Source organism: Brevibacillus sp. B_LB10_24, from assembly GCF_046036945.1.
Taxonomy (GTDB): Bacteria; Bacillota; Bacilli; order Brevibacillales; family Brevibacillaceae; genus Brevibacillus_C.
Window position 1 is genome coordinate 1 of sequence record NZ_JBJQOQ010000043.1, and the last position, 25,429, is coordinate 25,429.

The 25,429-nt window shown below is 53.4% G+C and carries 27 protein-coding genes; 20 read left to right on the plus strand and 7 right to left on the minus strand.

All coding sequences use genetic code 11. The features are described from left to right. The first annotated feature begins 1 nt into the window (after nt 1). Nucleotides 2-223, plus strand: coding sequence for a helix-turn-helix domain-containing protein (locus ACI7RC_RS24895; RefSeq protein ID WP_019120228.1), 222 nt, complete (start codon nt 2-4; stop codon nt 221-223). Nucleotides 224-657: 434 nt separating this feature from the next. Here the strand turns inward: ACI7RC_RS24895 and ACI7RC_RS24900 are convergent, their stop codons facing one another. From ACI7RC_RS24900 to ACI7RC_RS24910, 3 genes are all read right to left on the minus strand, one after another. Then, nucleotides 658-1,479: a DUF6492 family protein gene (locus tag ACI7RC_RS24900; RefSeq protein ID WP_408110881.1), complete on the minus strand. Its 822-nt coding sequence runs from the start codon at nt 1,477-1,479 to the stop codon at nt 658-660. A 499-nt stretch (nt 1,480-1,978) separates the two neighbouring features. Continuing rightward, complete coding sequence (locus tag ACI7RC_RS24905) at nt 1,979-2,197, minus strand: hypothetical protein (RefSeq protein WP_408110882.1); 219 nt, start codon at nt 2,195-2,197, stop codon at nt 1,979-1,981. A gap of 81 nt (nt 2,198-2,278) precedes the next feature. Beyond that, nucleotides 2,279-2,602: a YnfA family protein gene (locus ACI7RC_RS24910; protein WP_408110883.1), complete on the minus strand. Its 324-nt coding sequence runs from the start codon at nt 2,600-2,602 to the stop codon at nt 2,279-2,281. A gap of 402 nt (nt 2,603-3,004) precedes the next feature. Here ACI7RC_RS24910 and ACI7RC_RS24915 point away from each other — a divergent pair, with 402 nt between their 5' ends. Continuing rightward, entirely contained in the window at nt 3,005-3,727 is a 723-nt protein-coding gene (locus tag ACI7RC_RS24915) for an NAD-dependent deacylase (RefSeq protein WP_408110884.1), read from the plus strand. Here ACI7RC_RS24915 and ACI7RC_RS24920 read toward each other — a convergent pair. Continuing rightward, nucleotides 3,722-5,215 carry a class I adenylate-forming enzyme family protein gene (locus tag ACI7RC_RS24920; RefSeq protein ID WP_408110885.1) on the minus strand — a complete coding sequence of 498 codons (1,494 nt, stop codon included), beginning with the start codon at nt 5,213-5,215 and terminating at the stop codon, nt 3,722-3,724. The two genes, ACI7RC_RS24915 and ACI7RC_RS24920, sit on opposite strands and share 6 nt — an antisense overlap. 273 nt (nt 5,216-5,488) lie before the next feature. On the opposite strand from ACI7RC_RS24920, the gene ACI7RC_RS24925 reads away from it, so the two are divergent. From ACI7RC_RS24925 to bioB, 4 genes are all read left to right on the plus strand, one after another. Further along, the gene (locus ACI7RC_RS24925; RefSeq protein WP_408110886.1) at nt 5,489-7,501 is read left to right on the plus strand and encodes a molybdopterin-containing oxidoreductase family protein; all 2,013 of its coding nucleotides are present in this window, start codon (nt 5,489-5,491) and stop codon (nt 7,499-7,501) included. 250 nt (nt 7,502-7,751) lie between these two features. Next, complete coding sequence (locus ACI7RC_RS24930) at nt 7,752-8,333, plus strand: biotin transporter BioY (protein WP_408110887.1); 582 nt, start codon at nt 7,752-7,754, stop codon at nt 8,331-8,333. Nucleotides 8,334-8,336: 3 nt separating this feature from the next. Next, on the plus strand, nt 8,337-9,086 hold the full coding sequence (gene bioD, locus ACI7RC_RS24935; protein WP_408110888.1) for a dethiobiotin synthase: 750 nt from the start codon (nt 8,337-8,339) through the stop codon (nt 9,084-9,086). Beyond that, complete coding sequence (bioB, locus tag ACI7RC_RS24940; protein WP_408110889.1) at nt 9,083-10,063, plus strand: biotin synthase BioB; 981 nt, start codon at nt 9,083-9,085, stop codon at nt 10,061-10,063. Before bioD ends, bioB begins: the two co-directional genes overlap by 4 nt. Before the next feature lie 49 nt (nt 10,064-10,112). On the opposite strand, the gene ACI7RC_RS24945 is transcribed toward bioB, so the two are convergent. Beyond that, on the minus strand, nt 10,113-10,628 hold the full coding sequence (locus tag ACI7RC_RS24945) for an SRPBCC domain-containing protein (protein ID WP_408110890.1): 516 nt from the start codon (nt 10,626-10,628) through the stop codon (nt 10,113-10,115). A gap of 30 nt (nt 10,629-10,658) precedes the next feature. After that, nucleotides 10,659-11,003 carry an ArsR/SmtB family transcription factor gene (locus ACI7RC_RS24950; protein WP_408110891.1) on the minus strand — a complete coding sequence of 115 codons (345 nt, stop codon included), beginning with the start codon at nt 11,001-11,003 and terminating at the stop codon, nt 10,659-10,661. Between the two features lie 243 nt (nt 11,004-11,246). On the opposite strand from ACI7RC_RS24950, the gene fadH reads away from it, so the two are divergent. The 13 genes from fadH to ACI7RC_RS25015 all read left to right on the plus strand — a co-directional run bounded on the left by fadH (nt 11,247) and on the right by ACI7RC_RS25015 (nt 23,453). Beyond that, nucleotides 11,247-12,014 (plus strand): 2,4-dienoyl-CoA reductase, encoded by a 768-nt coding sequence (gene fadH / locus ACI7RC_RS24955; protein ID WP_408110892.1) that lies wholly within the window; start codon nt 11,247-11,249, stop codon nt 12,012-12,014. Nucleotides 12,015-12,128: 114 nt separating this feature from the next. Next, nucleotides 12,129-13,100 carry an MBL fold metallo-hydrolase gene (locus ACI7RC_RS24960; protein WP_408110893.1) on the plus strand — a complete coding sequence of 324 codons (972 nt, stop codon included), beginning with the start codon at nt 12,129-12,131 and terminating at the stop codon, nt 13,098-13,100. A 277-nt stretch (nt 13,101-13,377) separates the two neighbouring features. Beyond that, entirely contained in the window at nt 13,378-14,274 is an 897-nt protein-coding gene (locus tag ACI7RC_RS24965) for a hypothetical protein (RefSeq protein ID WP_408110894.1), read from the plus strand. 154 nt (nt 14,275-14,428) lie between these two features. Then, a complete protein-coding gene (locus tag ACI7RC_RS24970) occupies nt 14,429-16,078 on the plus strand; it encodes a M20/M25/M40 family metallo-hydrolase (protein ID WP_408110895.1) in 1,650 nt (549 codons plus the stop codon). 191 nt (nt 16,079-16,269) lie between these two features. Next, complete coding sequence (locus tag ACI7RC_RS24975; protein ID WP_408110896.1) at nt 16,270-16,995, plus strand: amino acid ABC transporter ATP-binding protein; 726 nt, start codon at nt 16,270-16,272, stop codon at nt 16,993-16,995. A 28-nt stretch (nt 16,996-17,023) separates the two neighbouring features. Next, nucleotides 17,024-17,848, plus strand: coding sequence for a transporter substrate-binding domain-containing protein (locus tag ACI7RC_RS24980; RefSeq protein WP_408110897.1), 825 nt, complete (start codon nt 17,024-17,026; stop codon nt 17,846-17,848). Between the two features lie 93 nt (nt 17,849-17,941). Then, nucleotides 17,942-18,616, plus strand: a complete 675-nt coding sequence (locus ACI7RC_RS24985; protein WP_408110919.1) for an amino acid ABC transporter permease — start codon at nt 17,942-17,944, stop codon at nt 18,614-18,616. 14 nt (nt 18,617-18,630) lie between these two features. Next, the gene (locus ACI7RC_RS24990; protein ID WP_408110898.1) at nt 18,631-19,365 is read left to right on the plus strand and encodes an IclR family transcriptional regulator; all 735 of its coding nucleotides are present in this window, start codon (nt 18,631-18,633) and stop codon (nt 19,363-19,365) included. Between the two features lie 185 nt (nt 19,366-19,550). Next, nucleotides 19,551-20,909 carry a TcaA second domain-containing protein gene (locus tag ACI7RC_RS24995; RefSeq protein WP_408110899.1) on the plus strand — a complete coding sequence of 453 codons (1,359 nt, stop codon included), beginning with the start codon at nt 19,551-19,553 and terminating at the stop codon, nt 20,907-20,909. Between the two features lie 299 nt (nt 20,910-21,208). Continuing rightward, a complete protein-coding gene (locus ACI7RC_RS25000) occupies nt 21,209-21,697 on the plus strand; it encodes a CcdC protein domain-containing protein (RefSeq protein WP_408110900.1) in 489 nt (162 codons plus the stop codon). Nucleotides 21,698-21,797: 100 nt separating this feature from the next. Further along, a complete protein-coding gene (locus tag ACI7RC_RS25005) occupies nt 21,798-22,136 on the plus strand; it encodes a PadR family transcriptional regulator (RefSeq protein WP_408110901.1) in 339 nt (112 codons plus the stop codon). Continuing rightward, the gene (locus ACI7RC_RS25010; RefSeq protein ID WP_408110902.1) at nt 22,126-22,773 is read left to right on the plus strand and encodes a permease prefix domain 1-containing protein; all 648 of its coding nucleotides are present in this window, start codon (nt 22,126-22,128) and stop codon (nt 22,771-22,773) included. The genes ACI7RC_RS25005 and ACI7RC_RS25010 overlap by 11 nt, the downstream gene beginning before the upstream one ends. Before the next feature lie 77 nt (nt 22,774-22,850). Then, nucleotides 22,851-23,453: a hypothetical protein gene (locus ACI7RC_RS25015; protein ID WP_408110903.1), complete on the plus strand. Its 603-nt coding sequence runs from the start codon at nt 22,851-22,853 to the stop codon at nt 23,451-23,453. Nucleotides 23,454-23,468: 15 nt separating this feature from the next. On the opposite strand, the gene ACI7RC_RS25020 is transcribed toward ACI7RC_RS25015, so the two are convergent. Continuing rightward, on the minus strand, nt 23,469-24,410 hold the full coding sequence (locus ACI7RC_RS25020) for a superoxide dismutase (RefSeq protein ID WP_408110904.1): 942 nt from the start codon (nt 24,408-24,410) through the stop codon (nt 23,469-23,471). Nucleotides 24,411-24,578: 168 nt separating this feature from the next. Between ACI7RC_RS25020 and racE the strand changes: the two genes are divergently transcribed. Next, nucleotides 24,579-25,400, plus strand: coding sequence for a glutamate racemase (racE, locus tag ACI7RC_RS25025; RefSeq protein WP_408110905.1), 822 nt, complete (start codon nt 24,579-24,581; stop codon nt 25,398-25,400). The last annotated feature ends 29 nt before the right edge of the window (nt 25,401-25,429 follow it).

Sequence of the window (25,429 nt, forward strand, 5' to 3'; positions counted from 1 at the left end):
ATTGAAGGGTAGCGACCAAACCAAGCCGTTGTTAACGAATCGTGAAAGAGAAGTATTTGAACTCTTGGTCCAAGATAAGACAACTAAAGAGATTGCCGGACAACTCTTCATCAGCGAAAAGACAGTGCGCAATCACATCTCGAATGTGATGCAAAAACTAGGCGTGAAAGGACGGTCTCAAGCTGTAGTCGAACTTGTTCGGCTAGGGGAATTGAAGATTTGAACCGCACCGTTTGGACCCTCCCTCTCCAGAATGCGAGAAGGGAGGGTTTTTTTGTTCGGGTGAGGGTATACAATTCGAAAAATGTACTTGCTCCAGAAGTCCTAAATTCCATCTCTTCCATTACAATTATTTACCAATTATACTGAGCACACAATCTCGATTATGTTAACCAGGGCGGTGAAGTATAATATCTGGAACAGGTTCGACGTGAAAAAAGGCCGGGAGTGGATTTGGGGATCGTTGGAGCATCGAAACGGCGTTATGGAAGCGGCACGGAAGAATATTGGCTGTTTTGAGAGGCTGTTTCGTTTGCGGATAAATGCGGCACGGAGGATTGTAGAACATGTCAGTTATTAACGAGTCCAAGATTGCCGCAGACACAGCCAAGGTTTGGAGACTATCTTACGTCACAAGCAGTTGGGCTCGGCAGCTCTTCATTTTCTCACGCCCATCTTCCGGATATACCATCTGCGTTTATGAAAGGAGATCGACCTATAATTCTGGGCCAGTCTGATGATTCGTTCACGAGAAAGTGATGCCGGGTTTGAAGAGAGGCTTTTGTTAAGGGAACTTCTTACAACCAGATGACCGGGGTAGTGAGCTTTCACGAAGTTACCGTAAGTTTCGAACTCGGAGAAGCCGGCATAACTCTGTTTGTTGGTTTTCTTGATAATCGCCCAGTACCACCTAGTCTTATGCCTGGCCTCAATTTTAGACTTCAGCCGGGAGAGCTTCGATTTGTCGAACAGCATATAGTGGGCAACGAAAGAGCGCGAGGCGGTTGGCTTGGTCCCCAGTAATTTCTTATAGGTGCGAAAATACTCGGGACGACTCCAGTTGCGGCAGTAAAAAACGGTTTTTCCGTTGACGAGAAAGACATGAGGGCGGATGAGTATGGTGTCGGCGTCAATCACAAGATAATACCTTTGCTTGGTCAAGTTTCCTCCCGCCAGCTTCAACAATTGTTGGAACAGCCAGCCTGAGCGATTGGTGCGTTTGGTTTGGTAGTGAATGTCTTTTTTTGTAATCGGTAGAACGCGTTTTTCATTGATGAAGGTGCAGTTTTTACGCCGGCAAAGGTCTTGGATTCGCTTGCTTGGCGGCGATACAACCATGATCTTACCGACGGGATGCTTCACTTGCTTACGGATACTGTCAATGACATAGGGAAGGGTGCCAAGGTCTTTCTCAATAGCTGGGATCAGGACATCAATTTTGATAGAGCTGTTGAAGGTGCTTTTCGCTGAACTTGTCAACTTCTCAACTCCATTTCTAAGCAGTTTCAAGCACATGTGTGTACAGGCCGGCCAGTGTCCGACTTTCCAGATAGGATATGATTTTCTTCCTTATGGTGAATACGACAGATACGGAAATCCTGCGAAATGGGTGTTTGTCTGCCTTCTTGAGTCAATGACTCTCCTCACTTTGTCTCGTCGAAATCGTTGACCTGCAACAATGGAAAGCTTCGCATACCAAGAGTACAAATGCCTCTCGTTTTAATAACCTAGCTTTCCTTTTTATTGGTTGAAATGCTGCCGTTGGTCGGACATGAAAATTCACCCCATGAGTTCATGTTACTGAGGGGAAGGTACACAAATAACTAGCCCTTCTTAACATTGATGCTTCGAACAGTCAGCGTAATGGCCCACATAAAGAGAGAGGCAAAAAATATGACTAACCATACCAAAAGGTTTCTTATATAAAGGCTAAATCAAAAGGGCAGGGAAAAAAGAAAAAAATCCCCGCACCCGAGGATTATAACCTGCCAATATTTCTGCTTACTTCAAATCCCGTCAGACTTTTTTTCATTCCAACTTGATTGGCTTCGTAATTAGACGGAATTCCGGTATCTGGTCCATATTCGTCACTCGCTCCGGCAGGGCTTGACTGTTCTAACGCCTCGATGTAATCAGCACCTGCTTGAAACAGGTCTTTTGTGTCACCCTGCTCCTTGGTTTCCTTGGGATTCGCCATTGAAACACCCCTTTCAACGGTAATTTTCCCAAACAAGGGTAAATAAATTCCTTTTAGAGCGGTTGGACACAGCGGTGGATGCTAATGGCGTGGAGCCCATAACATGATGGCTACACCGACGACACATACCAAAGCTCCGATCCAGTCGTACATGTCCGGCGTTTTCCGATCGATCCACCAGCCCCAAAGAACTGCCAGAACGACAAAAACACCGCCATAAGCGGCATACACTCTGCCGAATGTCGGGAAGTTCTGGAGCGTGGGGACGATCCCGTATACAAGAAGAATGATACCGCCAACGATGCCGTACCAAAGGGGCTTGGATTCACGCAGCCACAGCCAAACCAAATACCCGCCGCCAATCTCTGCCAGCCCGGCGAGAATGAATAGAATAATCGCAAGCACAAAGACCCACTCCTTTACAGGCAATTCTACTAAAGAAGGGAGTGACTGGGAAATGGAACACAACTCGTGCTTACGTCCATTTAATTTGGCCGGGGAAAGAAAAAGGCAGCCGCTCTGGCTGCCCGAAACCTCTGATTAATTCTCAACGCCGATGATGGTGAGAAGAATAAACAGCACCAAGATGACTAAGATGCCCTCGCAGCCAAAGATACCTTTAGACATTCAATTTCCTCCTTTTTAGGTTGCCTCACTGCAGCATATGCCTAAAGGGGAGGAGATGTATGGGCGATTTCACCACTTATGCATCACATCATTCCAAAGTCTTGTATACTTACTTTGAAGAGACTTCGAACATCCAGCCTATATGCAAAAGGATGTCGTTTTCGCAGGAGGATGGATCATATGCTTGCTTCATTTCTACAAGCGTCCCGCTCAACAGTCGTCTTCTCAGGAGCTGGCATGTCGACCGAAAGCGGGCTTCAGGACTTTCGTTCTGCCGACCGGGGGATGTGGAACAACCGAAACCCTGTCGAGCTGGCGGATATTGACGCGATGAACGGGAATCGGGACGAGTTCGTCAGGTTTTACCGCTGGCGGATTGAAGAAATGCTGAAACATCAGCCCAATCAGGGACACAAGATTCTGGCAAAATGGGAACGAGCGGGAGTGATCAAAGGGATCATCACCCAAAACGTCGAGAACTACCATGAACAGGCAGGGACAGCTACGATTGCCAAACTGCACGGAGACCTGGGCACGCTGCGGTGCATGACATGCGGCACACAGTATCCCTGCACCGATTACCTGGCTCCGCAGCTGCTAACAAGCTGCCGGACGGAAGGGTGCGGCGGATTTGTCCGCCCTAATGTCGTCCTTTTCGGCGAAATGCTGTCACAGCGGCAAATCGAGCTGGCCAACGAACTGCTGAACGGGGTAGGGCTATTTATCGTGCTGGGCTCATCCCTCTTGGTCAGCCCGGCAAATGAATTTCCCTTGATCGCCAAACGGCGCGGCGCCAAGCTGGTTATCGTCAATCGCGATCCGACGCCTGTTGATAAGTACGCCGACCTGGTGATCCATCGGTCGATCGGCGAGGTGTTGGCGTCGGCGGACCAGGAACTATGACGTCGTTAACGCCTGCTTCACAACCTTCCCCACCGCATTAACCGGCAAGTCGCGAACGAATACGACATCGGGTATCTTGTAGGCAGCCAACCGCTTCCGGCATTCGCCGACGATCTCGGCATCTGTCAACGTACTGCCTTCTTGCTTGACGACGTAGGCGAGCGGTGTTTCCCCCAATGTTTCGTGGGGGACACCGACTACAGCCACTTCCAGTACACCGGGGATTTTCTGGATGACGTCTTCCACCTCGCCCGGGTAAACATTGTCTCCGCCCACCAGGATCATTTCCTTATACCGTCCGGAAATGTACAAATATCCCTCGCGGTCGATGGTGCCTGCATCTCCCGTATGGAACCACCCGTCGATCAACACTTTGGCTGTCGCTTCAGGTTTGTTCAGATAGCCCTTAAAGAGGTAAGGACTCTTCACGATCACTTCTCCTACCTGCCCGGTTGGCATCTCCTGCCCTGTGTCAGGGTGGACGATCTTCACCTGTACATGTTTGAAAGGCTTGCCGACAGAATCTACGGTGTCCATGCCCATCAACGGGTGCCAACCGCTGACGAATGACGCCTCCGTGCTGCCGTATCCCTGCGCCATGGGAATGCCCAGTTCCAGATACCGCCGAATCAGTGCCGAAGAGGCTTTTGTTCCGCCGGTGGATACGAACTTCAGGGAGGAAATCTCCCGATTCTTCCGCTTCCATTCCTCCAGCAGGTAGGCGTAAACCGAGGGGAAGGCAAACATCGTTTCGATGTTTTCTTTTTCGATCGCAGCCAAGATCGAGGCGGGATCCCTTTCCGTCAAGAATACCATGGTGTTGCCGCTGTAAATGTTGTACAAAATCATCGAAGTGCTGCTCATGTGAAACAGCGGGTGAACGGCCAGAAAGCGGACAGGCCGGTCGAAGCGCGGACGGCTTTCCTGCAGGTACCTGTCGTAGCAGGCGTGGGAGAGCATGCATCCCTTGGGAATGCCGGTCGTTCCCGAGGTGTACAGAACGAATGCAAGATCGTCCTCCGACAGGTCGACTTCAGGCGGAATCGCGGTCTTCCGATCGGTGAAGATGGCGGCAAATTCGTCCGTCAGCTCCATCCCTTCTGCCACAGGTACCCGTATCGGGACAAGTCCCGTCGCTTGGATCCGGGAGAGGGACTCCTCGAATTCCTTGTCGTAAAACAGCATCTTGGCCTGTGCGTCCTGCATGATGCCCTCCAGTTCGTAGGCTGTCAACCGCCAGTTGAGCGGGATCGCAACCGCGCCAGCCTGCAGCGCCGCCAACAGAATCGTCGGGTAGGGATGATCGTTTTTGCAGAGGATGCCGACGCGGTCCCCTTTGACAACGCCCAAATCCGCCAGAAAAGCGGACAACTGGATCGTCCGTTGATAAAATTCTCGATAGGTAATACGTCGATGCGGGGAAACGAGCGCTTCCGCATCGGGTGTTTGCGCAGCACGCTCTTTTAAATAAGAATGTAAGACTGCCATGTGGATACCTCCAGCAGGAAATTGCCGTTTGATTCGTTAAAGCTTCCACTCAAGAGGGACTCGACAACTTCTTCGAAAAGGCTTCATATTGAAGCTTTTTTTAATATGGGCCGTTTGCGGTTTTTTACTCTTGATTGGCAAACCTTCAACCGACAGGGGCAACCGTTTTGTGAAAGTTTGGAGTAGGATAGATCCCCTAAAAAATGTTAATATTATCGTACGTCTTGATCTTCATTTCCATCGGAAAGTCGACATCCGAAAGGGGATAGTCTCGTGAAGCAGCTAAAAACCGTTTGTCCGCACGATTGTCCGGATACCTGTTCGATTATTGCAACGGTTGATGACCAAGGCAATGTGATATCGACAAAGGGGGACCCCGAACATCCATTCACGCGCGGGGCCTTGTGCTCCAAGGTGCTGCGCTATGCAGAGCGGGTTCACTCGCCTGAACGATTGCTTTATCCGATGCGCCGGAGCGGCCCGAAAGGCAGCGGCTCGTTCGAGCGGATCAGCTGGGAGCAGGCGCTTGACGAAATAGCCGACCGGCTCAAGCAGGCGGTCGCAAAGCACGGGGGCGAAACCGTCTACTGCCTGTCCGGCAGCGGCAATATGGGCTTGATCCAGATGAATGCCCACGTTCCTTTCTTTCACAAAATCGGTGCGAGCCGCAGCCGCGGCGATCTCTGTTCTCCTGCCGCTGATGAAGGTTGGAACTACACCATGGGCGACATGGTCGGCAGCCGGCCGGAGTCGGTGGCCGATACCGATCTGCTGATCGTCTGGGGCATGAACATGGCGTCGAGCAACATGCATATGCTGGCTTTTTTCAAGCAAGCAAAAAAGAACGGCGCCAGGATGATCGTGATCGACCCGTACAAAAACCGCACGGCAAAACAGGCAGACTGGTACATTCCCATCCGCCCCGGCACCGATGCCGCATTGGCCCTCGGGATGATGAACGTGCTCGTCGGCGAGGGACTGATCGATTGGCCGTACATCGAGAAATACACGCATGGTTTCGATAAACTGCTGCAGATTTTGCCGGAGTATGCCCCGGAGCGCGTCTCTGCCGCGACCGGGGTGCCGGCGGAAGACATACGCCGTTTGGCCCGCCTCTACGGTCAGGCCCGCGCACCTTTTATCCGGCTTGGCATCGGGCTGTCCCGCAGCCGGCGGGGGGGCATGTCCATCCGAACGATCGCCTGCCTGCCGGGACTGGTTGGCGCGTATCACAAGCCGGGCGGCGGAGCGCTGATGTTTACCGGCAAAGCGTTTCCGAGAAGGATGGAAGTGCTGACACGCCCAGATCTCATGCCCGGGGAGACGCGCATCCTCGACCTGGTACGGTTTGGCCATAACCTGCTGCATGTCGCAGAGCCGCCGATCACCTGTCTGTTTGTGTCAGGGGGCAATCCGGCGCTTTCCTGTCCGGACAACAATCTGGTCCGTCAGGGTCTGCTGCGTGACGATCTGTTCACCGTCGTACACGAGCAATTTATGACGGATACAGCCAGATACGCCGATATCGTACTGCCGGCGACGACGTCGTTTGAAAACTTCGACGTGTACAAGAGCTACGGCCACACCTATCTGCAAAAGGCGGAGCCGGTAATCGCTCCGCTCGGCGAGGCGCGCAGCAATCGGGACTTTTACAAGGCGCTGGCGGAGAAAATGGGTTTTGACGACGAGGTCTTTACCAGGCCGAATGAAGAGTTGGCGCTGGATCTGTTTCCGACCTTGAAGCAGGATGAGGCAAAGCGCGCAGCGTTTCTCTCCGGGAAAGCGATTGAGCTCACGGACTGGGACGATCTGCTCTCCGGCGGGTTTCCCACTCCGTCGGGCAAGCTGGAATTTTACTCGGAGCGCATGGCACGCGACGGACATCCGCCGCTGCCTGCCTACCTGGAGCTGCCGGAAGAGGAAGGAGAACTGCACCTGTTGACGCCGCCCGCCCATTTCACCTTGAACACATCCTTTGGAGCCGTGGCAAAGCTGCGGGAACAGGAGGGGAAGCCAACGCTTAAAATCCATCCCGAATCGGCGAGAGAGCGGGGCATTGAGGCAGATGAGTGGATCGAGGTATACAACAAGCGAGGTACAGTGCGCTTCTGGGCACAGCTCACGGACGATGTGCCGCTGGGCGTCGCAGTCGCAGAGGGCGTCTGGTGGACAGAGCACACGCCTGACAACCACTCCATCAACGTCCTGACCAGCGACCGCTTGACCGATATGGGCTGGGGCAGCACGCTTCACGACAACCGGGTGTCGATCCGAAAACTAACGTAGGCTGCATTTTCCCCTGACCGGCATGGGAGCCTTCTGGGCAGCGAGTCAAAAGAGCAAAAAGAATAAGCGGGACGAGTAACTGCGCCTGCATCATTAATCAACGGGACCCTGGGGCAAAATGCCCTTCAGGGTCCTTTTTACAGGTAATTGTCAACTTGAATTATTATAAGGTTGACTAAAATCCGTATTATATGTTAACTTGTTTACTAAATAAGTTTACATATATTCGGAATAAGGAGTGAAGGAGCATATGAGCCGGCCTGGCAGCTCGCCTTTTTCCCTGATCCTGGTCGCGCTGTTTGCGGCCCTTACCGCGATCGGGGCGTACATCAAGATTCCGCTGACAGTCGATCCGTTTACCCTGCAGATCCTGTTTGTCTTTCTGTCGGGGGCGCTTTTGGGCAGCAAGCGGGGAGCTTTAAGCCAGCTCCTCTACCTCGGGGTTGGACTGGCCGGGTTTCCCATCTTCACCTCCGGCGGAGGCATCATCTACGTGCTGAAGCCGACATTTGGCTATTTGATCGGTTTCGTGCTGGCCAGCTATTTGATTGGAAAGCTCATCGAGAAACGGAGCAACCTGCGCTTTCGGGACTATTTGCTGGCCAACTTCGCCGGGATGATCCCGGTCTACGCTTGCGGCGTGCTATATCTCTACCTGTCGATGAACACCTGGGTCGGGGAATCGGCAAGCTTTTGGTACGTTTTCATGACGGGGTTTGTGCTTAATGTGACGGGGGATGTGATCCTCTGTTTCGCCGCGGCGATTCTGGCTGTCCGTCTGCAAAAGGCGCTGCCCCGATTGCCGTACATGAGTGCAAAAGGAGGCAGGTAAGCGTTGGAGCATCTGGGAGTATTCATCACGGGAACGGGGACCGGTGTGGGAAAAACGCTGGTGACAGCTTACCTGGCCGCCCTGTTTCGCCGCGCGGGAATCGACGCCGTGCCATACAAGCCGATTCAAAGCGGGAGCATCCGCCGGGGAGAAGAACTGGTCGCAGAGGACGTCGCCTTTTACCGCGACGTTGCCCGGCTTCCCTATGATCAAGGCGATTTATGCACGTATTGCCTGGAAGCGGCCGTTTCCCCTCACCTGGCAGCACAGCAGGCTGGTCAGACGATTGAACCGCAGCGCATTGCGGAACAGTATCGGCGATTAAAAGCGAAGCATCAACTTGTGCTGGTCGAAGGGGCAGGCGGGCTCGCCGTGCCGCTTGCCGCCAAACCTTCCTTCGTCTATATGACGATGCACTTGATCCACCTCTTGCAGGTGCCGATCATCCTCGTCACGCAGCCGGGCTTGGGAACGATTAATCACACTTTGCTGACGGTATCCTACGCCAGGACCCATCACATTCCAGTTGCCGGATTGATTGTCAACGGAATGCCGGCAAAGCCGACCTGCATGGAAACAGATAATGTCAAGATGATCGAAAAATTGACACAGGTTCCTGTTTTGGGAATTTTGCCGAAGTTTGAACAGCCGCTGATCCCGAGTGTAAAACAGGCAGTGTTGCATGCTGCCGAACCGAGGACAGACGCCGAGAAGATTTTGCGGCGATTAAAAGAAATGGGGGAACAGTCATGACAAATTGGTTGGAACTGGCGAACCGCGTCTTGGCCGGCGATGAGCTTGCCGACGAGGAAGCGATGGCCATCCTGGAGTGCCCTGACGAGGAGCTGCTCGCCTTGCTGCACGGAGCTTTTCACATCCGCCAGCGCTATTTTGGCAAAAAAGTAAAACTGAACATGATCGTAAACGCCAAAAGCGGTCACTGTCCGGAAAACTGCGGGTACTGCTCCCAGTCGTCCGTCTCCAGCGCGCCGATTGAGAAGTATCCGCTCATGAACAAGGAGGATTTGCTCAGGGGAGCCCAGCAGGCTTACCAATTGAAGGCGGGCACATACTGCATCGTCGCCAGCGGCCGCGGTCCGTCCAGCCGCGATGTCGAGATCGTGGCAGAAGCGGTACGGGAGATCAAAGCGAATTACAACCTGAAGATCTGCGCCTGCCTCGGCATCATCAAACCGCAGCAGGCTCTCCTGTTGAAGGAAGCGGGGGTGGAACGCTACAATCACAACCTCAATACATCCGAACACCACCACGCCAACATCACCACCTCCCACACCTACCAAGACAGGGTGAACACTTTGAACGCAATTAAGGAGGCGGGCATCTCTCCCTGCTCCGGTGTGATCATCGGCATGAACGAGACGAAAGCGGATGTGATCAGCGCGGCACGGGCCCTTAAAGCGCTGGATGCGGATTCCATTCCGGTCAATTTCCTGATCCCGATCGAAGGGACGCCGCTTGCCGGAGCAAACCAGCTGCACCCGCGTTATTGCCTCAAGGTGCTGGCCCTGTTTCGCTACATCAACCCGACGAAGGAAATCCGCATCTCAGGCGGCCGGGAAGTGCATTTGCGCAGCTTGCAGCCCCTGGGCTTGTACGCAGCTAATTCGATATTCGTCGGCGATTATTTAACGACGGCCGGTCAGGAGGGTACGGCCGATCATCGCATGCTGGAGGACATGGGCTTTGAAATCGAGCTGATCGCGACATAAATGCAACAGCCGCCTGCACTAAAAGTCAGGCGGCCGTTCCCATTTTTCCTTACTTGAGCTCGTTCAGACGCTCTTCCAGACGATCCCAAGTTTCGGTAATGCCTTGGAGCATCCCCATGTCCATGACAGTCTTGAGGGCCTCCGCCGACACGTATTCCGAACGGCTGACCAGCTTCGTCCTACCGCCCAGATCGATAAATTCCATTGTGACTTCGGTCGACGGCATAGAGTCATTCGAATTGCCTTCGGCATCCGAGAAGTAATCGGTGTAGACGATCTTCTCCGGCTCGACAATCTCCTTATAAACCCCTTTGCCCCAAGATTCCATACCGAAGAATTCACCAAAGTTCCGATCGACGCACTTCATGCAGTAATGCCAAATGCCGCCCGGACGAAAATCGACAGTGCAGACCGGTACCTCCCATCCTCTTGGTCCCCACCAGTGTTTCAGATGCTCCGGCTCTTTAAACATCTTGAACACGAGATCGCGCGGCGCATCGAAAACGCGCTCCAGCACCAGCACACGTTCGTTTTCTACTCTTGAATCCATTGCGTTGTTTGACATTGTAATACCTCCTCAAGATCGTGAAAGATTTTATGATTTTTCCTTGCTTTGCAGTTCCCGTAAGTAGTCATCCAGATTGTCGAATCTTTCTTCCATAACCCGCTGGAAGGACTGTACCCAGGAATTCAGTGACTGGAAGGGCTCGGGCCGGAGTTTGTAGATCCGGCGGTTGGCTTCGGCCTGTACTTCTACAATCCCGTTATCGTAAAGCACCTTCAGATGCTTCGAGGCTTGGGGCTGCCTCAGCCCCAGCCGGTCGGCGATTTCTCCCACGGTCAAGGGTCCGTCGCGCAAGAGTTCAACGATATTCATGCGATTCGGTTCGGCCAAAGCACTTAGCGTCGTCATGTTCATGCCCCGATGCTTCCCTGACATGCTGCTCACCTCATTAAGTAATGGTCCCTTGGTATCAGCTCAACTCCTTTATCATATTGTCGTCTTCCTGTTGAGAATAATATACTCTAAAAGGAATATTCCCGTCAAGGAATATAATTGTTAAAAACGGCACGATCAAGCAGTGGCGCAGAAGAGAAAGAAAAGTTTGACTAGTGAAAAAGTTCAAGTTGGAATACTATGATAGAAGGGGGATAAAGGAAAACAAAGGTAGGAGGTTGCCTCATGAAAGAGAAGGTTGTGATCGTCACGGGCGGGAGCAGCGGGATGGGCAAGGCCATGGCCAAGAGATTTGTGCAGGAAGGCGCGCGGGTCGTGATAACCGGGCGATCAGATGAGCGCCTGCAGCAGGCCAAGACCGAAATCGAACAGACGGGCGGGGAAGTCTATCCCTTTCCCATGGACGTGCGCGACCCGGCGAAAGCGGAGGAAATGGTCAAGGCGGCAAAAGAGCAGTTTGGCCGCATCGACGCTCTCGTCAATAACGCAGCGGGAAACTTTATCTGCCCGGCCGAAGACCTTTCGATCAACGGCTGGAATGCAGTGGTCAACATCGTCTTGAACGGCACCTGGTACTGTACGCAAGCGGTCGGCAAGGAGTGGATCGCCAGCGGCCGGCAAGGCAGCATTTTGAACATTATCGCTACATACGCCTGGACGGCGGGAGCCGGGGTCATCCATTCGGCCAGCGCCAAGGCAGGGGTGCTGGCGATGACCAGAACACTGGCCGTAGAGTGGGGAAGCAAGTACGGCATCAGGGTAAATGCCATCGCTCCCGGTCCGATCGCGGATACGGGTGGAGCGGACCGCTTGTGGCCGACAGAAGAGGCGCACCAGCGGACCGTAAACAGCGTGCCGGTAAAGCGGTTGGGTCAGCCGGAAGAGGTAGCCCACTTGGCCTGCTTCCTGCTGAGTCCAGGTTCCGAATACATCAATGGGGATTGCATCACGATCGATGGCGGGCAGTGGCTGAGCCGCAAGTCTTTTGAGTGATCCCTTCAAGAGCCATTGGGCAGCGGCATCGCACATGAGAAGCGGTCCGGTGATTTTTTCTATTTTGGCTGATGCAGGCCGCACGGACTACAGCTGGAAAAAGGAGAGACGCAAGTGAACAGGCAAAAAATCGGTCCTGTCGAAGTCATCGAGGGGGAGCGCGGCAGCCGAATTCCTTACTCTGCTACCCTGCTGATTCACGGCCGGGATCACTCCGCTTTGATCGATTGCGGCGCTGGGCATGCAGCCCTTGAAGCGATTCGCCAGGCCCACGCCGTAAAACAGATCTTTTTGACGCATTACCATATTGACCACACATGGGGCGCCTATCTGTTCCCGGAGGCAGAAAAGCAGATCAATCCGTACGATCTGGGCAAGGTTGCCAGCTTGACCGAGCTGGCCAAGGCAAACGGTGTTTACGCCGTACTGGGGGAGGAGGGTGCGAAAGCTTGGGTAAAAAAACAGGAACAGTCGGCTCAAGGGGGCGTTGCTTCCTGGAAAAATTGCCTGGGCCTGATCCATTCCTCCTATCATTTCGATCAAGTCATGGAACTGGCGGGTGAAAAAGTCGTGATGATCCATGCGCCCGGACATTGCGAAGGCTTTTGCTGTCCCTATTTTCCCGATTACGGAATCCTGCTCGTCGGCGATATTGACCTGACTTCGTTCGGGCCGTGGTACTGCAATGCGGACAGCCAGATTGACTTGTTTATCCAGTCGGCGAAAAAAACGCTTGAGGTGGAAGCCAAGTACTATATTACCTCTCACCAAAAAGGAGTGGTAACAAAGGAAGAGTACACAAAGAGGCTAGAAGATTACTTGGGGATCATTGAGAAGCGGGACGAAAAAATCAAACGGGCGATCAAGGCGGGGTGTTCCCCTAAGCAGTTGGTGTATCAAGATGTTTTTTACTACAAAAAGAATCATCTGGAGAGCCGGCAGTACATGCCATTTGAACAGATTGGCCTGGCGAAACACCTAAAGCGCCTGATCCATCAAGGCGAGCCATACGTGGATTACTATCAGCAATTTATCACGGAACATCACATGTTCGAAGAGTATATCGACTATCTGGCGCAGGAATAAATTGCTACTGCAAAACCTCGACAGTTTCATCGTGCAATAGGACGCGTTTTTTACGTGTAGGACTACCAGACCGGTTTTCGAGACTCATTGACTTCTCGCGGGATTATCCTTACGGTTATTCCAGTAGGCACCGATAGTGGATGAACAATAGTTGGACAAGTAGCAAAGCCGTTGCGACGGAACCCATGTACCTTGGCATTCATCACAGAGCAGACGCCCCTTTGGACGAAAGAAGGTGCTGTCGGTTACGAAACTACTGTTCAAGGAGTGAGTCGGAATGAAACGGAAACTGGGATTGTCCCTGCTTATGGCAGCGATTGCTGTCGCGTCTATGTTTGTCGGGGCTTACGCCTCACCGGTTAAAACCGTACTGAACGGTCAGGATTCTCAAGGGATGTTTATGGAATCAGAACTACCCGGCGGCGGATTGCAGCTGCCGAAAAATCAGCGCTTGCACCTGTTGACCGACCAGAAGTGGGTGGAAAAGGAGGGCCACCTGTCTGACTTGATCCGCCTGCAGTGGGTCGGCGACCGGGCCAAGCCTGCGATCGCTTGGGCTGACGAGAACGGCAAGGACAAAGCCGCGATCATCGCCCACGACAAAGCGAATGACCCCAGCCAGCCGCCCCACAAGCACATCTCGATCGAAACGACGATGTCGCCGGAAGGGGAGCATGCGAATGAATTATTCACCCGGTTCGAAGTCCCGTTCGACCAAGACGTCGCGGAGATCAACACCCATTCATCCAACTTCACCGTGAGAAGCGGGGCAGCCCGGGTCACCGGGGAAGACGGGCAAAACAAGGAGTTTCAGATTCAAAAGGAAAATGACACAAAAACCGGCGTCAACCGCTGGGCGATTCGCGGGGATTCCACCCGTGAGACGGGGAACAACGCCGGTTCCGATTTTCAGATTGTCCGCTTTGACGACGAGGGAGGGGCGTTGGACGCGGCGCTGTCCATCATCCGAAGCAACGGGTACGTAGGGATCAACACAACCACGCCGGAGCGGCGGCTGGATGTGAACGACAACCGGATTCGGGTGCGCTCGTCGTATACGCCGGCATCCTCCTCGGCGGAGGGTAAGCAAGGGGATATCGCCTGGGATGAAAACTATCTGTACGTATGTGTAAAAGACAATAACTGGAAAAGAATGCCTTTGTCCTCCTGGTAAGAGACAGCATCACATCGCATCGCATGGCGGCATTTGCTGAAGATCGTTGTCAGCAGATGCCGCTTTTTTTCTAAATCGAATGTTTTGACAAAAGTGCGACGAATGTGAACAATAAAACTATAAAACTATTTCCCCTTGAAGGAGTGGCATCTTGATGCTGTCTTGCCGTGAAGAAGTATTGAGAATAACTGATGAACTAGTGAATGTAGAAAGCGTGGTCAATACAGAGGGAGAGATCAGGATGGCCGATCGGCTGCATCAGATCATCGCTGCCTTCCCGTACTTTGCCCAGCATCCCGATCAAGTGATCAAGACTCGGACCGTAGACGACGAACGGGAACGGTACAATGTGCTGGCCTGTGTCAAAGGCACGAAGGCGCCCAGCAGCAAAACGGTCATTTTGATGGGACACATCGATACGGTAGGCATTGAGGACTACGCCCACTTGAGGGAGAAGGCTTGTGATCCGGGCCGACTGATGCTGGCGCTTCGCGAAGAACCCCTGCCGCAGCCGGTGAAGGAACATTTGGACTCGGGGGAGTGGCATTTTGGCCGCGGGGTGCTGGATATGAAAAGCGGCGTCGCCAGCCATCTGTACCTCTTGAAATACTACTCCGAACATCCGGAGGAGCTGGCGGGCAACCTCGTGCTGCTGGCCGAATGCGACGAAGAAGACGGCTCCCACGGGGTCCTGTCCGCCTTGAAAGAGTTGAAAAAGTGGCGGGACCAGCATGGCTTTGACTACGTCGCCCTGATCAACTCCGACTTTGTCTCGGCCGACTGCGAAGGGGACGAGAACCGCTACATCTACAAAGGGACGATCGGCAAGCTGCTCCCCTCGTTTTTTATCACCGGGGCGGAAACCCATGTCGGTTCCTGCTTTGAAGGGCTGGACCCGAACTTCATCGCTGCAGAGCTGACGCGGCAGATCAGCTACAACCCGGATCTGGTCGACGACGCCCTCGGAGAATTTCCGGCGCCGCCCGTCTCTTTGAAGCAGATGGATCTGAAGCCGTCCTACACGGTCCAGACCGCCTTGGCAGCGTATGTGTACTACAACTTTTTCATCCTCTCCTGGTCGCCGAAGGAGGTGCTGGCGAGGCTGAAGGAGCAGGCGGAGATCGCCTTTGACAGCGCCCTGCGAACGCTGCGCGAACGCCATCGGCTGTACTGTGAGCGAAGCGGCGCCGCCATTCGCGAACTGCCTTGGAAGACCCGCGTCCTGATCTACGAAGAGATGCAGGATATGTTGGTAAAAGAACACGGGGAAAGATATGTCCAGCATATGCAAGCGTTCAAGGAGAAGCTGCTCGAAGACAAGAGCCTGGATACGAGGATGTTTGCCGCCAGGGTGGTGGAAGAAGCGTGGAACTGGATGAAGGACAAGAGCCCCGCAATCATCCTCTTCTACTCTTCTCTCTATTCTCCGCGCGTGGAAGTGACGGGAGGGGACGAACGGGAACAGCAGCTGTTGGACGCCCTGGAGCAGGCGATTGCCGCGTTTCAGCCGCACTACCCCCGCCCGATCGTGGCGAAGAACTTTTTTCCGCACATCAGCGACATGAGCTTTGTCGCCCTGAGCGACGACGAAGAAGGAATCCGTGCGCTGTGCGACAACAACCCGGCATGGGGCACGAAGCACTACGTGGAGTACCAGGACATCCGCGATCTCAACGTCCCGGCGATCAACATCGGGCCGTACGGATTTGACGCCCACAAGAAATACGAGCGGATGGAAATTGCCTATTCGGCAGAGATGGTGCCCAATTTGACCAATGAAGTGATTCGCCGTCTGCTGAAATAAAACGGTCCGACCGAAGCCTTCCCTCTGAAAAGAGACGGAAGGCATTTTTTTCAAAGAGGGAATTTTGTAAATATACTTGCAGATTTGTAAAATTGAAATATAATAAAATATAAAAATAGAAACGTTTTCCGAAATACAGAAACGATTAAATAATCATGGCAGACTCTTCGAGATGGGGGGATCAAATCAGGATGATCAAAGTGAAGAATCTGTACAAGTCATTTGGTTCGTTAACCGTCTTGAAGGGTGTCGATCTTTCGGTTGACGAGAGAGAAGTAGTGGTCCTGCTCGGGGCCAGCGGTTCCGGAAAAAGCACTCTGCTCAGATGTTTGAATTTTCTGGAAGTATATGATCAAGGAGAGATCTGGGTCGACGGCAGGCACATCGAACCGCATAAAACGGACCTGAACCGGTTTCGCGCGGAAGTAGGCATGGTTTTTCAGCATTTCAACCTGTTTCCGCATAAGACTGCCTTGGAAAATGTGATGGAGGCGCCGGTCTACGTCAAGAAGATGAATCCGGCAGAAGCGAGGAGCATGGCGCACGACCTGCTGCGCAAAGTAGGCATGGCGGACAAGGCAGACGTCTACCCCGACATGCTGTCGGGCGGACAGAAGCAGCGGGTGGCGATCGCCCGGGCGTTGGCGATGGCGCCGAAAATCATGCTGTTCGACGAGCCGACCTCGGCACTCGACCCGGAATTGGTCGGGGAGGTGCTGCAGGTGATGAAGCAGCTGGCCAAGGAAGGCATGACAATGATCGTCGTCACCCACGAAATGGGATTTGCCCGCGAGGTAGCTGACCGGGTCGTGTTTATGGACAACGGCCAGATTCTCGAACAGGGCCAGCCCGGCCATTTTTTCGGGAATCCGCAGCATGAGCGGACCAAACAGTTTTTGAAAAGCATTTTCAAATAAAACAGAAGCCAGAGGGGGCAATCAATTTATGAAAAAGAAAGCAAAATGGATGATATCAGTCTTGACGACGGTGCTGGCGGGGGCGCTGGCGCTGACCGGGTGCGGTTCGTCGGAAAACGCCTCGACGGGAGGCAGCAGCAGCGGCAGCCAGCCTTCCGACTCCGGAAAACCGGATTTCACCTACGCGATGAGCGGATTGTACAAGCCGTTCAACTTTACGGAGAACGGCGAGCTGACCGGTTTCGACGTGGAGATCGGGAAGGCATTGGCCGAGAAGATGGGGATGAACCCGAAGCCGGTGACCAATCCGTTCGAGACGATCATCCAGGGGCTGCAGGCGAAAAAGTACGATACGGTTATCGGCAGCTTGACCATCAACGAGGACCGTTTGAAAGCGGTTAACTTCAGCGACCCGTACTATCGCTCGGGTTCGCAGGTTTTTGTCCAGGAATCAAACAACGATATCAAAACGGTTGATGACATCAAAGGAAAGAAAATCGGCGCACAAAAAGGCTCGATCTACCTGGAGATCGCCAAGAAGATGACCGATCAGGACAATATCACCTCGTACGACAGCGACATTACGGCATTGCTTGATTTGACGACCGGACGTACGGACGTGGTGATCACCGATCAGATGGTCGGCTTGCGCTTCATGAAAGAGAACCCAGGCAAGATCAAGGATGTTGACAAACCGATGAGCTACGACGAGCAGGCCATTGCCGTGAGAAAAGAAGATACGGAACTGCTGGAAAAAGTGAACAAGGCCTTGGCGGAGATTATCGCAGACGGTACGTATGACAAGATCAGCGAGAAGTGGTTTGGCCGCAGCATTTTGGGCGAAAAGCAGTAATCCGCCGCAACGAACAGGGGTGTCGCAGGCCGGCACCCCTTGTTTTCAAGAAAGCTCGGGGAGTGATGAAGCTTGATCATCTTTGAAATTCTCATGCAGAACTATCCGCTGTTTTTCAAGGCCGCATGGCTGACGCTTCGGTTGACGGCTGTGGCGCTCTTGCTGGGATGCGGCTTCGGACTCATCTTCGCCTTTTTTCGGATTTCTCATGTAAAAGCGCTTAACTACCTCGCGCATGCATACATTACCGTCATTCGCGGCACGCCGCTCATCGTGCAAATCTGTATCCTCTACTTCGGAATCACCAATATCGTCGTACTCTCGAAGTTTTGGGCCGGGGCGTTGGCGCTGGCGGTACACAATGGCGCCTACATCGCGGAGATCTTCCGCGGCGCGATCCAGTCGATCGACCGCGGCCAGATGGAAGCGTCCCGGTCGCTCGGGATGTCCTACCCGCTGGCGATGCGCAGAATTATCCTGCCGCAGGCTTTCCGCAGGGCGATTCCGCCGCTCGGCAACCAATTTATCATCGGGCTGAAGGATTCGTCCCTGGTCGCATACGTAGGTATGATGGACTTGTGGGGAACGGGATTAAGCGTAGCGGCATCCAACTACCGGCAATTGGAGACCTACATCGTCATCGGCTTGTTCTACCTGGTGATGATCATGCTGTTCACGTATTTTGTCCACCAGCTGGAAAACAGGCTTCACACCGGGAAAAAGCAGAAAAAACAGAAAGAGAGCAGTGCTTTGCCACTATCTGAGTAACAGGGGTTGTGGATATGGTTCAATCGATCGACAGGGCAATGAAGATTATCTCTATACTCATCTCCGACGAGAACAAGCCGTCTTGGCCGATCTCGGAACTGGCCGCGGCCACATCGCTTCCGCTCGGCACCCTTCATCGCATCATGTCTACGCTGATCGCGCACGGTCTGGTGATGCAGGAACCCGTGACCAAGCACTACCGTGCCGGATATGCCTGGGTCGAGATAGGCCTGCGCCTTTTGGACAAGCTGGATTTTCGCCATGTCGCCAGGCCGGTGATGGAGCGGCTTGCCCAGGAAGTGGAGGAGAGCATCTATCTCAATATCCCGGAAGGCCTCGATTCGATCCCGATTGAAAAAGTAGACAGCCCGTTGATTATTCGCATCGCAGAAAACCTCGGAGAGCGGATCCCCATGCCGATCGGGGCTCCCAACAAGGCGATTCTGGCTTATTCGCCAAAGCAGGAGGCCGAGAGGATTGTCAGCCAGGTGCTGCCGCCCGAGGAGCGGCAGGCGTTTTTCGATCAACTGTCCAGGATCAAACAAGCCGGTTTCGCCGTCAGCTACGGGGAGCGGACCGAGGGCACCATCGCTGTCGCCGCGCCCATCCTCAGCTACCACAAAACCGTGCTGGCGGCGCTGTCGATCAACGCTCCCAGCTTTCGGGTGACAGAGGATCGGCTCTCCTTGCTGATTGACGCAGTAAAGAAGGCGGCTGCAGAAATATCGGCAAAAATAGGCAGTCCGTAAATGAGTTCCCCCATGGGTATAAGCCATGCGGGTTTTTTTTATCCGAAAAATGCCCCGAAATGTGGCAGGCTTCTGGCATCATTTGACGAATATTGTTTTGGTGAACATGCAGACTCAGCTTGTTTGGCGTTCAGCCTTGTATACATATTTCTGACGCGATCATCAAGTAGGAGGATACGAAAGTCATGCGAAAAAGGAAGAAGTCGCCTGCCATCAACTGGAAATGGACAGTTCCCGTCGGAGGGGCGATTCTGCTGGCAGCATGTTTGTATGCCGCAGGAAGCTCGTCCGCCGATCCGCAAAAGACAGTAGCTCGGTTTCAGCAGGCGATGGAAGAAAACGATGCGAAATTACTATTATCCCAGATTGCTCTTCCGGAAACCGCAGCGGAACGCTCGATGTGGACAGAGGATGCTGCCAGTCAAATGATAGCGGCGGTAAAAGCGAGTGGAAAGCTCGCCGAACTCGTCGAAGGCTTGTCGAAAGAGGCTGAACAATACCAGGGAAAATCCGGGGCCGCTCCTGCTTCGAGTGAGGAAAAGAGCCGCGAGTCCACCTTTGTGCTGAAAAAGAGCGGGAAAAAATGGATGATCTTCGATGACTACAAAGTGCAATACACCCCTGCCTATGCGAAGACAGCCGTCCCCCGAGAGATTGCGCTGGCAACGGATGAGCAGGGCGTCGAGATTAAACAGAGCAGCGGCGGCGGGTCATCGGCGGACAACCAAGCGTACATGATCGGTCCGCTCCTGCCCGGCGAACACCGGATCAAGGCGAAGATGCAGACGGCTTTTGGCGAAGTCGAATCGGAAACCCGTTTTACCGTCCCAATCGGTAAAATTCCCCCTGTCACCGTCAACCTGGAGACAAAAGAAGTGAAGATTGCGGCCAACCTCCCCGGCGGGCAGCTCTATTATCAGGGAAATCCGCTCGAAGCCGAGTTTTCGCCGTCGTGGGGGTCGTATACCGCGACGATTGAAGATGTGCCTTTTGCACCGCTTGACTTCACGTTGAAGGTTCAGACGCCGTTCGGAGAATTGGAGCAGCAAAAGACGCTGGCTCAATCGGATACCAGCCTCGAATTTGCCTTTGATCTCACGGCCGCTCCGCAGTTTAAATCGGCGATCACAGGGGTCTTGCTGGAGTACGAGAAGGCCTGGATCGAATTCGTCAAGGACAAGTCCGGCCTGAAGGGCCTTGCGCCGCTGCTCGCCAAAGATTCGCCAAAAATCGCCCAATTTCAGCGGGAGATCGCCGAGGTGCCCAAACTGATCTTTGACGGCAAACTGACCGGTCTCGCGATCAATTACAACTCGGCGACGATGGATGACCCCACTCGCCTGCAGGTGACAGCCAAAGTAACCTATGAAGGCAAATGGATGCACTCCGAGTCGAAGATTGTGACGCAGGAAGGAAAAGAGGAGCATTATATGACCTTTGATCTGCAGTTGGCAGGGGATAGCTGGAAGATACTCGACAGTCGGGAAAATTACGTCTGGTCGACTGATAAAGGTACATATGAAGACGTGCCCGTAAACAAGTAAAAGGGAAGTGCGGCAGGCTGGAGCTTGAGAGTAAGCTCCAGCCTGCCGCGTTTTGTTGAATGATGCAGGGCAGCGGCATAGGGGTCCCGGCAAACGCATCCCGTTGCCTATCGGAATAACGGGGCTATTTGTTTTTATGTACTAGTTGCATTATGTGTATTAAGTGATATAATACACCATATACATTCTGACTGCCATTATGCCGATCAATTGGTCTCCCGCTGTTACGTCATTCGCTGGTCGGCATAACGGAACGAATCACGATTAATCTCAATTCGGATAAGAAAGGGTGGAGTCACATGCAATCGATTGTTTCTTTATTTATAGTAGTCCTGGTGATCGGGCTCGTGGTCTGGATGAAAAGCAGAGGGAGGAAGCAGCCGATCAAAAGAAATGGCTTCGGAATATTGGCGCCAATTTTAGTGGTGATTCCGCTGATGTCCTTTAGCTTGTACCAAATCACGCATATACCAGGGAAGCCCTTCCACTTTCCTCCCTATTGGGAGCTGCTGATCGCCGGTGTATTGGGCATATTGTTCGGTATGATCATGCTTAGCCAAACGGCGTATGAGCGAAGAGAGGACGGGCTGGTTTATTCAAAGCCGAATAAGAATTTCAAATTCGTCATTCTTGCGATCATCGCGATCAGAATCGCGTTGGCCCAGTACTTCAAGAGCATGGATTATCTCGAGCTGACCGTACTGACGATGTTCATGGCCCTTCTTTACCTCGGCATTTGGAGAATCGGCAGCTTTGTTAAATTTCGCCATGTCTCAGCCTTGGATTAACAAGGAAGCCACTCAATCGGCCGCTAAATGAAACTCTTGTAAAAACAGCAGGTATCGGCTACACTTCCCTATATATCGAATTTCTATGTAGGTGATCCCGATGTTTAACCGCGAACTGGTTAAGGGGAGCAGTTCCCTTTTGATCTTGCAGCTGCTAAGCGAGCAAGACATGTACGGATACGAGATTGCGAAAGAGATGGAAAGGCGCAGCGATGCCAGCTTGCTGTTCAAGGAGGGCACGCTTTATCCGGCCCTGCAGAAGCTGGAGCAAAAAGGGCTGATTTCATCTTATTGGAAAGTGCAGGAGCGGGGCCCGGATCGCAAGTATTACGCGATCACCTCGGAAGGAAGGGTGCGGCTGCAGGAACAGACGAGCGAGTGGCAGCGATTTGTCTCCGTGATGGGGAAAGTGCTGGGGGGACCGGCCGATGAACGCTAAGAAAACAGCATACCTGTACGCTGTCGCCGCCAACCTGCCCAGGCGCCTTGACCGCAGGCAGACACTCGCCGAATTGGAAAGCCATATAGACGAAGCGATCTGCCAGCTGATGGCCAGCGGCCTGTCCGAGCAGGAGGCGACTTCCCGGGCCTTGTCCGAACTTGGCAGTCCGCTCGAGGTAGCCAACGGCTTTCGCGGCATTCGCCCTTTTTCAGCCGATTACTTCAGCAGGGCAATGCTCTTGCAAAACGGTCTGCTGTTTCTCGGCGGCATTCTCGTACTGGCGGTCCAGGCCGTCTGGGGGGAAAAGAACGCCTGGCCGCTGTTCTCCTTGATCGCGCAGTACAAAACAGAGATTCTGATTGGCTATGCGACCTCCTGGCTTGCATTCGGCTATTGCCTGGGACAGAGGTATGGTGTGACAGCTGAGCGCCATATGAAGAAAATGGTGCGGCTTCCGCTCACGTTAAATTACTTGTTCATGTTTTTGGTGCTGCTCCAGGTTCTGCCCAGAGACTGGTTTGGACCGCTGCTTACCACGCCGTTTCTGATCGCATGCGCAGCGGCTACCCTGTTGTTTTCCAGTCTGGCCGGCATTGGCTGCAGGTGGGGGAGACAGCAGATGAGGCTTGACTAAGCTTTGGGCAGCAATCCGGCTGCCCGCTCCGTTTTTTTGTCAATATACATAGAATATCTAGGTATAGGGAGAACCACATGAGCCTGATGATGATCGTGTTTCTGTTCTTGTTTTTGCTGCTGATGTCGCTGGCGGGCGGCGTTCTTGTTTTCAAGCGGCACCGTGTGCTGGGTTTGATCCTGGTAGGTGTGCCGCTGGCCGTCTTTGCAGGCGTGTTTTTTCTATATAAATGGTTTAGTTACGAGACCACGCCACAATCCCTTGATCTGCAGGTGACCAGGGAAGGGGATGCCTATCTGCTGGAAGGCAAGTGGAGGGGACGGCTCGATCCGGACAGCTTCTGGACTGATTTCATTGTGTTTCATCTACCGGAGGGAAGCGAAGTTCACGTGACCCAGATAAAGGAAGCCAAGCCTGATCCGGCTTTTTACGACCTGACAGACGAGGTGTCGAGGGTCGTTGATCAGAACCCCAACACGCCGGACAACAGCCAGATTCAGATGTTCGCACTTAAGCTGGAGAAAACATTCCAGGTCCGTTTTGCCCTGCCGGATCAGCTTCGACTTGAAGACGTAACGATTCAGTACGTGCATGTCGTCTATCCGCCCATGGATCCGCTTTTTTACTGGGTCAAGACGTACAATGGAGAAGTGCCCGATCCGCCGGGGTATACGAGATGAAGCGAAGGCAGCCGATCAATACGGCTGCCAGCGCAAGCGGCGCGCTTGCTGATAGCGTTCGGACACATGGGGCCAGCAGACGATATTCCAAAAAGCTTCAATGTACTTCGGCCGCTCACTGTGATACTTCAAAAAATAGGAATGTTCCCATACGTCGAGCACCAGGAGAGGGATGGACTCCCATTGGGTCAGGTTCTGGTGCTTTTCAGCCTGCAGAATCTCGGTGCGCTGCGCTCTTGGCGACCAGACGAACAGCGCCCAGCCCCCGCCCTCCACTTTTTCTGCCGCTTTGGAGAAGTGGCGCCGGAACGCTTCGAACGAGCCGAAGTCACGGTCGATCTGGTCTGCCAATTCACCTTCGGGAAGTCCCCCGCCGTCAGGCGACATGATCTCCCAAAAAAGCGTGTGCAGGTAATGGCCGGCGCCGTTGAAGGCAGCCTGCCGCTCCCAGTGTTTGATCAGGTCGTAGTCGTCATCCTCGCGGGCCTGAGCCATCATCTTTTCCGCCGTGTTCAGGTCGTTGACGTAGTTACGGTGCAGGATATCGTGATGAATCCGCATCGTTTCGGCGTCGATGTAAGGCTCCAGGGCATCGTAGCTGTAGGGCAGCTCAGGAAGGGTGTGGCGTCCGATTGGGACCGGGCGGCCGATTGGCACCGCTTCCCTCCGCTTGAGCTGTTCACTCCTCTCACTCGATTGATGCTCGTGCACATGCCGCAAAAACCTGTGAAAGTTTCGCTGAATTTCTTCCGCCTTCGCCGTCAGATGGGCGAATTCCACTTCCGAATCCGGCAGTTGAAATGACGCAGCCCGCCGGCCAATTTCGGTGAAAGCAGCGGCAAACCTGTGCAGGTCCTGCTCCGCCCCGCGGGGAAGCTCAGCTTTTCTCTGCAAGTAATCGATCCATTGGCGCCCCCATTCGCTCCAATTGATCAACTGCTGAACATTCGACTTCAACGCGATTCCTCCTTCTCTATGTTCCTTTTACGATATGAAAACAGCCCAAATTTGGTTAACAGACCTTTGCGGATTACGCGTCTCGGTATTAAAATGGGAGTACCCGTCTAAATCTAGCGGCATATCGTAGTAGCACGGATCGCATCCTGTTATCAAAGGAGACTAACCATGATTGAACGCAGAGCAATTGGCATTATCGATTCGGGTGTTGGCGGTTTGACCGTTGTACGGGAAGTAATGAGGCAGCTGCCCCGGGAAGAAATCATCTACTTCGGGGACAACGCCCGCTGCCCGTACGGATCAAGAACAGCTGAAGAGATACGGACTTTTACGAATCAGATGATTCAGTTTTTGCTGCAGTATCCGATGAAAGCGTTAGTGATTGCCTGCAATACGGCGACAGCTGTAGTGCTTGACAAGGTGCGTGAACAGCTCGACCTGCCGGTTATCGGCGTAATAGAGCCTGGGGTGCGAGCGGCGATTTCCGCTTCAGTAACAGGAAGAATTGGGATTATTGGGACAGAAACAACCATTCGCACAGGAGCTTATCAGCGGGCTTTGAAAAGAGTGCAGCCCGATCTATATACTGTAGGGCTGGCTTGTCCTCCGTTTGTTCCGCTGGTAGAACACCGTTTACAGGAGACGGATGAGGCACAAAAGATTGTTGCGGAAACATTGGCGCCGATGCAGGCGGAAGATGTCGATACGCTGATTCTTGGCTGCACCCACTATCCGCTCCTCGCTCCCTTGATTCAGCAGGTGATGGGCAGCCACATTACCTTGATCAACTCCGCCGAGGAGACGGCAAAGGAACTCGGCGTATTGCTGTCCGTGCAAGGCATACTCGCTCCGGATGAAGAGCTGAACGTGCCCAAACACCGCTTTTTTACCAGCGGCGAGGAGGGAATTTTCCGGCAAATTGGCGAGAATTGGCTCGGCCGCCCGCTGGAGCTGGAACGGCGTGAGCTGGAGCCGCTTTATCTAGGTTGATTCAAAGCATAAACCCAAGCCCTGCTCGT

Excerpts from the sequence above, each read along its gene's own strand:
- ACI7RC_RS24905 (WP_408110882.1), bottom strand. The coding sequence starts at position 2,197 with ATGGCGAATCCCAAGGAAACCAAGGAGCAGGGTGACACAAAAGACCTG.
- ACI7RC_RS24915 (WP_408110884.1), top strand. The coding sequence starts at position 3,005 with ATGCTTGCTTCATTTCTACAAGCGTCCCGCTCAACAGTCGTCTTCTCA.
- ACI7RC_RS24920 (WP_408110885.1), bottom strand. The coding sequence starts at position 5,215 with ATGGCAGTCTTACATTCTTATTTAAAAGAGCGTGCTGCGCAAACACCC.
- ACI7RC_RS24930 (WP_408110887.1), top strand. The coding sequence starts at position 7,752 with ATGAGCCGGCCTGGCAGCTCGCCTTTTTCCCTGATCCTGGTCGCGCTG.
- bioB (WP_408110889.1), top strand. The coding sequence starts at position 9,083 with ATGACAAATTGGTTGGAACTGGCGAACCGCGTCTTGGCCGGCGATGAG.
- ACI7RC_RS24945 (WP_408110890.1), bottom strand. The coding sequence starts at position 10,628 with ATGTCAAACAACGCAATGGATTCAAGAGTAGAAAACGAACGTGTGCTG.
- ACI7RC_RS24950 (WP_408110891.1), bottom strand. The coding sequence starts at position 11,003 with ATGTCAGGGAAGCATCGGGGCATGAACATGACGACGCTAAGTGCTTTG.
- fadH (WP_408110892.1), top strand. The coding sequence starts at position 11,247 with ATGAAAGAGAAGGTTGTGATCGTCACGGGCGGGAGCAGCGGGATGGGC.
- ACI7RC_RS24965 (WP_408110894.1), top strand. The coding sequence starts at position 13,378 with ATGAAACGGAAACTGGGATTGTCCCTGCTTATGGCAGCGATTGCTGTC.
- ACI7RC_RS24970 (WP_408110895.1), top strand. The coding sequence starts at position 14,429 with ATGCTGTCTTGCCGTGAAGAAGTATTGAGAATAACTGATGAACTAGTG.
- ACI7RC_RS24975 (WP_408110896.1), top strand. The coding sequence starts at position 16,270 with ATGATCAAAGTGAAGAATCTGTACAAGTCATTTGGTTCGTTAACCGTC.
- ACI7RC_RS24980 (WP_408110897.1), top strand. The coding sequence starts at position 17,024 with ATGAAAAAGAAAGCAAAATGGATGATATCAGTCTTGACGACGGTGCTG.
- ACI7RC_RS24985 (WP_408110919.1), top strand. The coding sequence starts at position 17,942 with ATGCAGAACTATCCGCTGTTTTTCAAGGCCGCATGGCTGACGCTTCGG.
- ACI7RC_RS24990 (WP_408110898.1), top strand. The coding sequence starts at position 18,631 with ATGGTTCAATCGATCGACAGGGCAATGAAGATTATCTCTATACTCATC.
- ACI7RC_RS24995 (WP_408110899.1), top strand. The coding sequence starts at position 19,551 with ATGCGAAAAAGGAAGAAGTCGCCTGCCATCAACTGGAAATGGACAGTT.
- ACI7RC_RS25000 (WP_408110900.1), top strand. The coding sequence starts at position 21,209 with ATGCAATCGATTGTTTCTTTATTTATAGTAGTCCTGGTGATCGGGCTC.
- ACI7RC_RS25005 (WP_408110901.1), top strand. The coding sequence starts at position 21,798 with ATGTTTAACCGCGAACTGGTTAAGGGGAGCAGTTCCCTTTTGATCTTG.
- ACI7RC_RS25010 (WP_408110902.1), top strand. The coding sequence starts at position 22,126 with ATGAACGCTAAGAAAACAGCATACCTGTACGCTGTCGCCGCCAACCTG.
- ACI7RC_RS25015 (WP_408110903.1), top strand. The coding sequence starts at position 22,851 with ATGAGCCTGATGATGATCGTGTTTCTGTTCTTGTTTTTGCTGCTGATG.
- racE (WP_408110905.1), top strand. The coding sequence starts at position 24,579 with ATGATTGAACGCAGAGCAATTGGCATTATCGATTCGGGTGTTGGCGGT.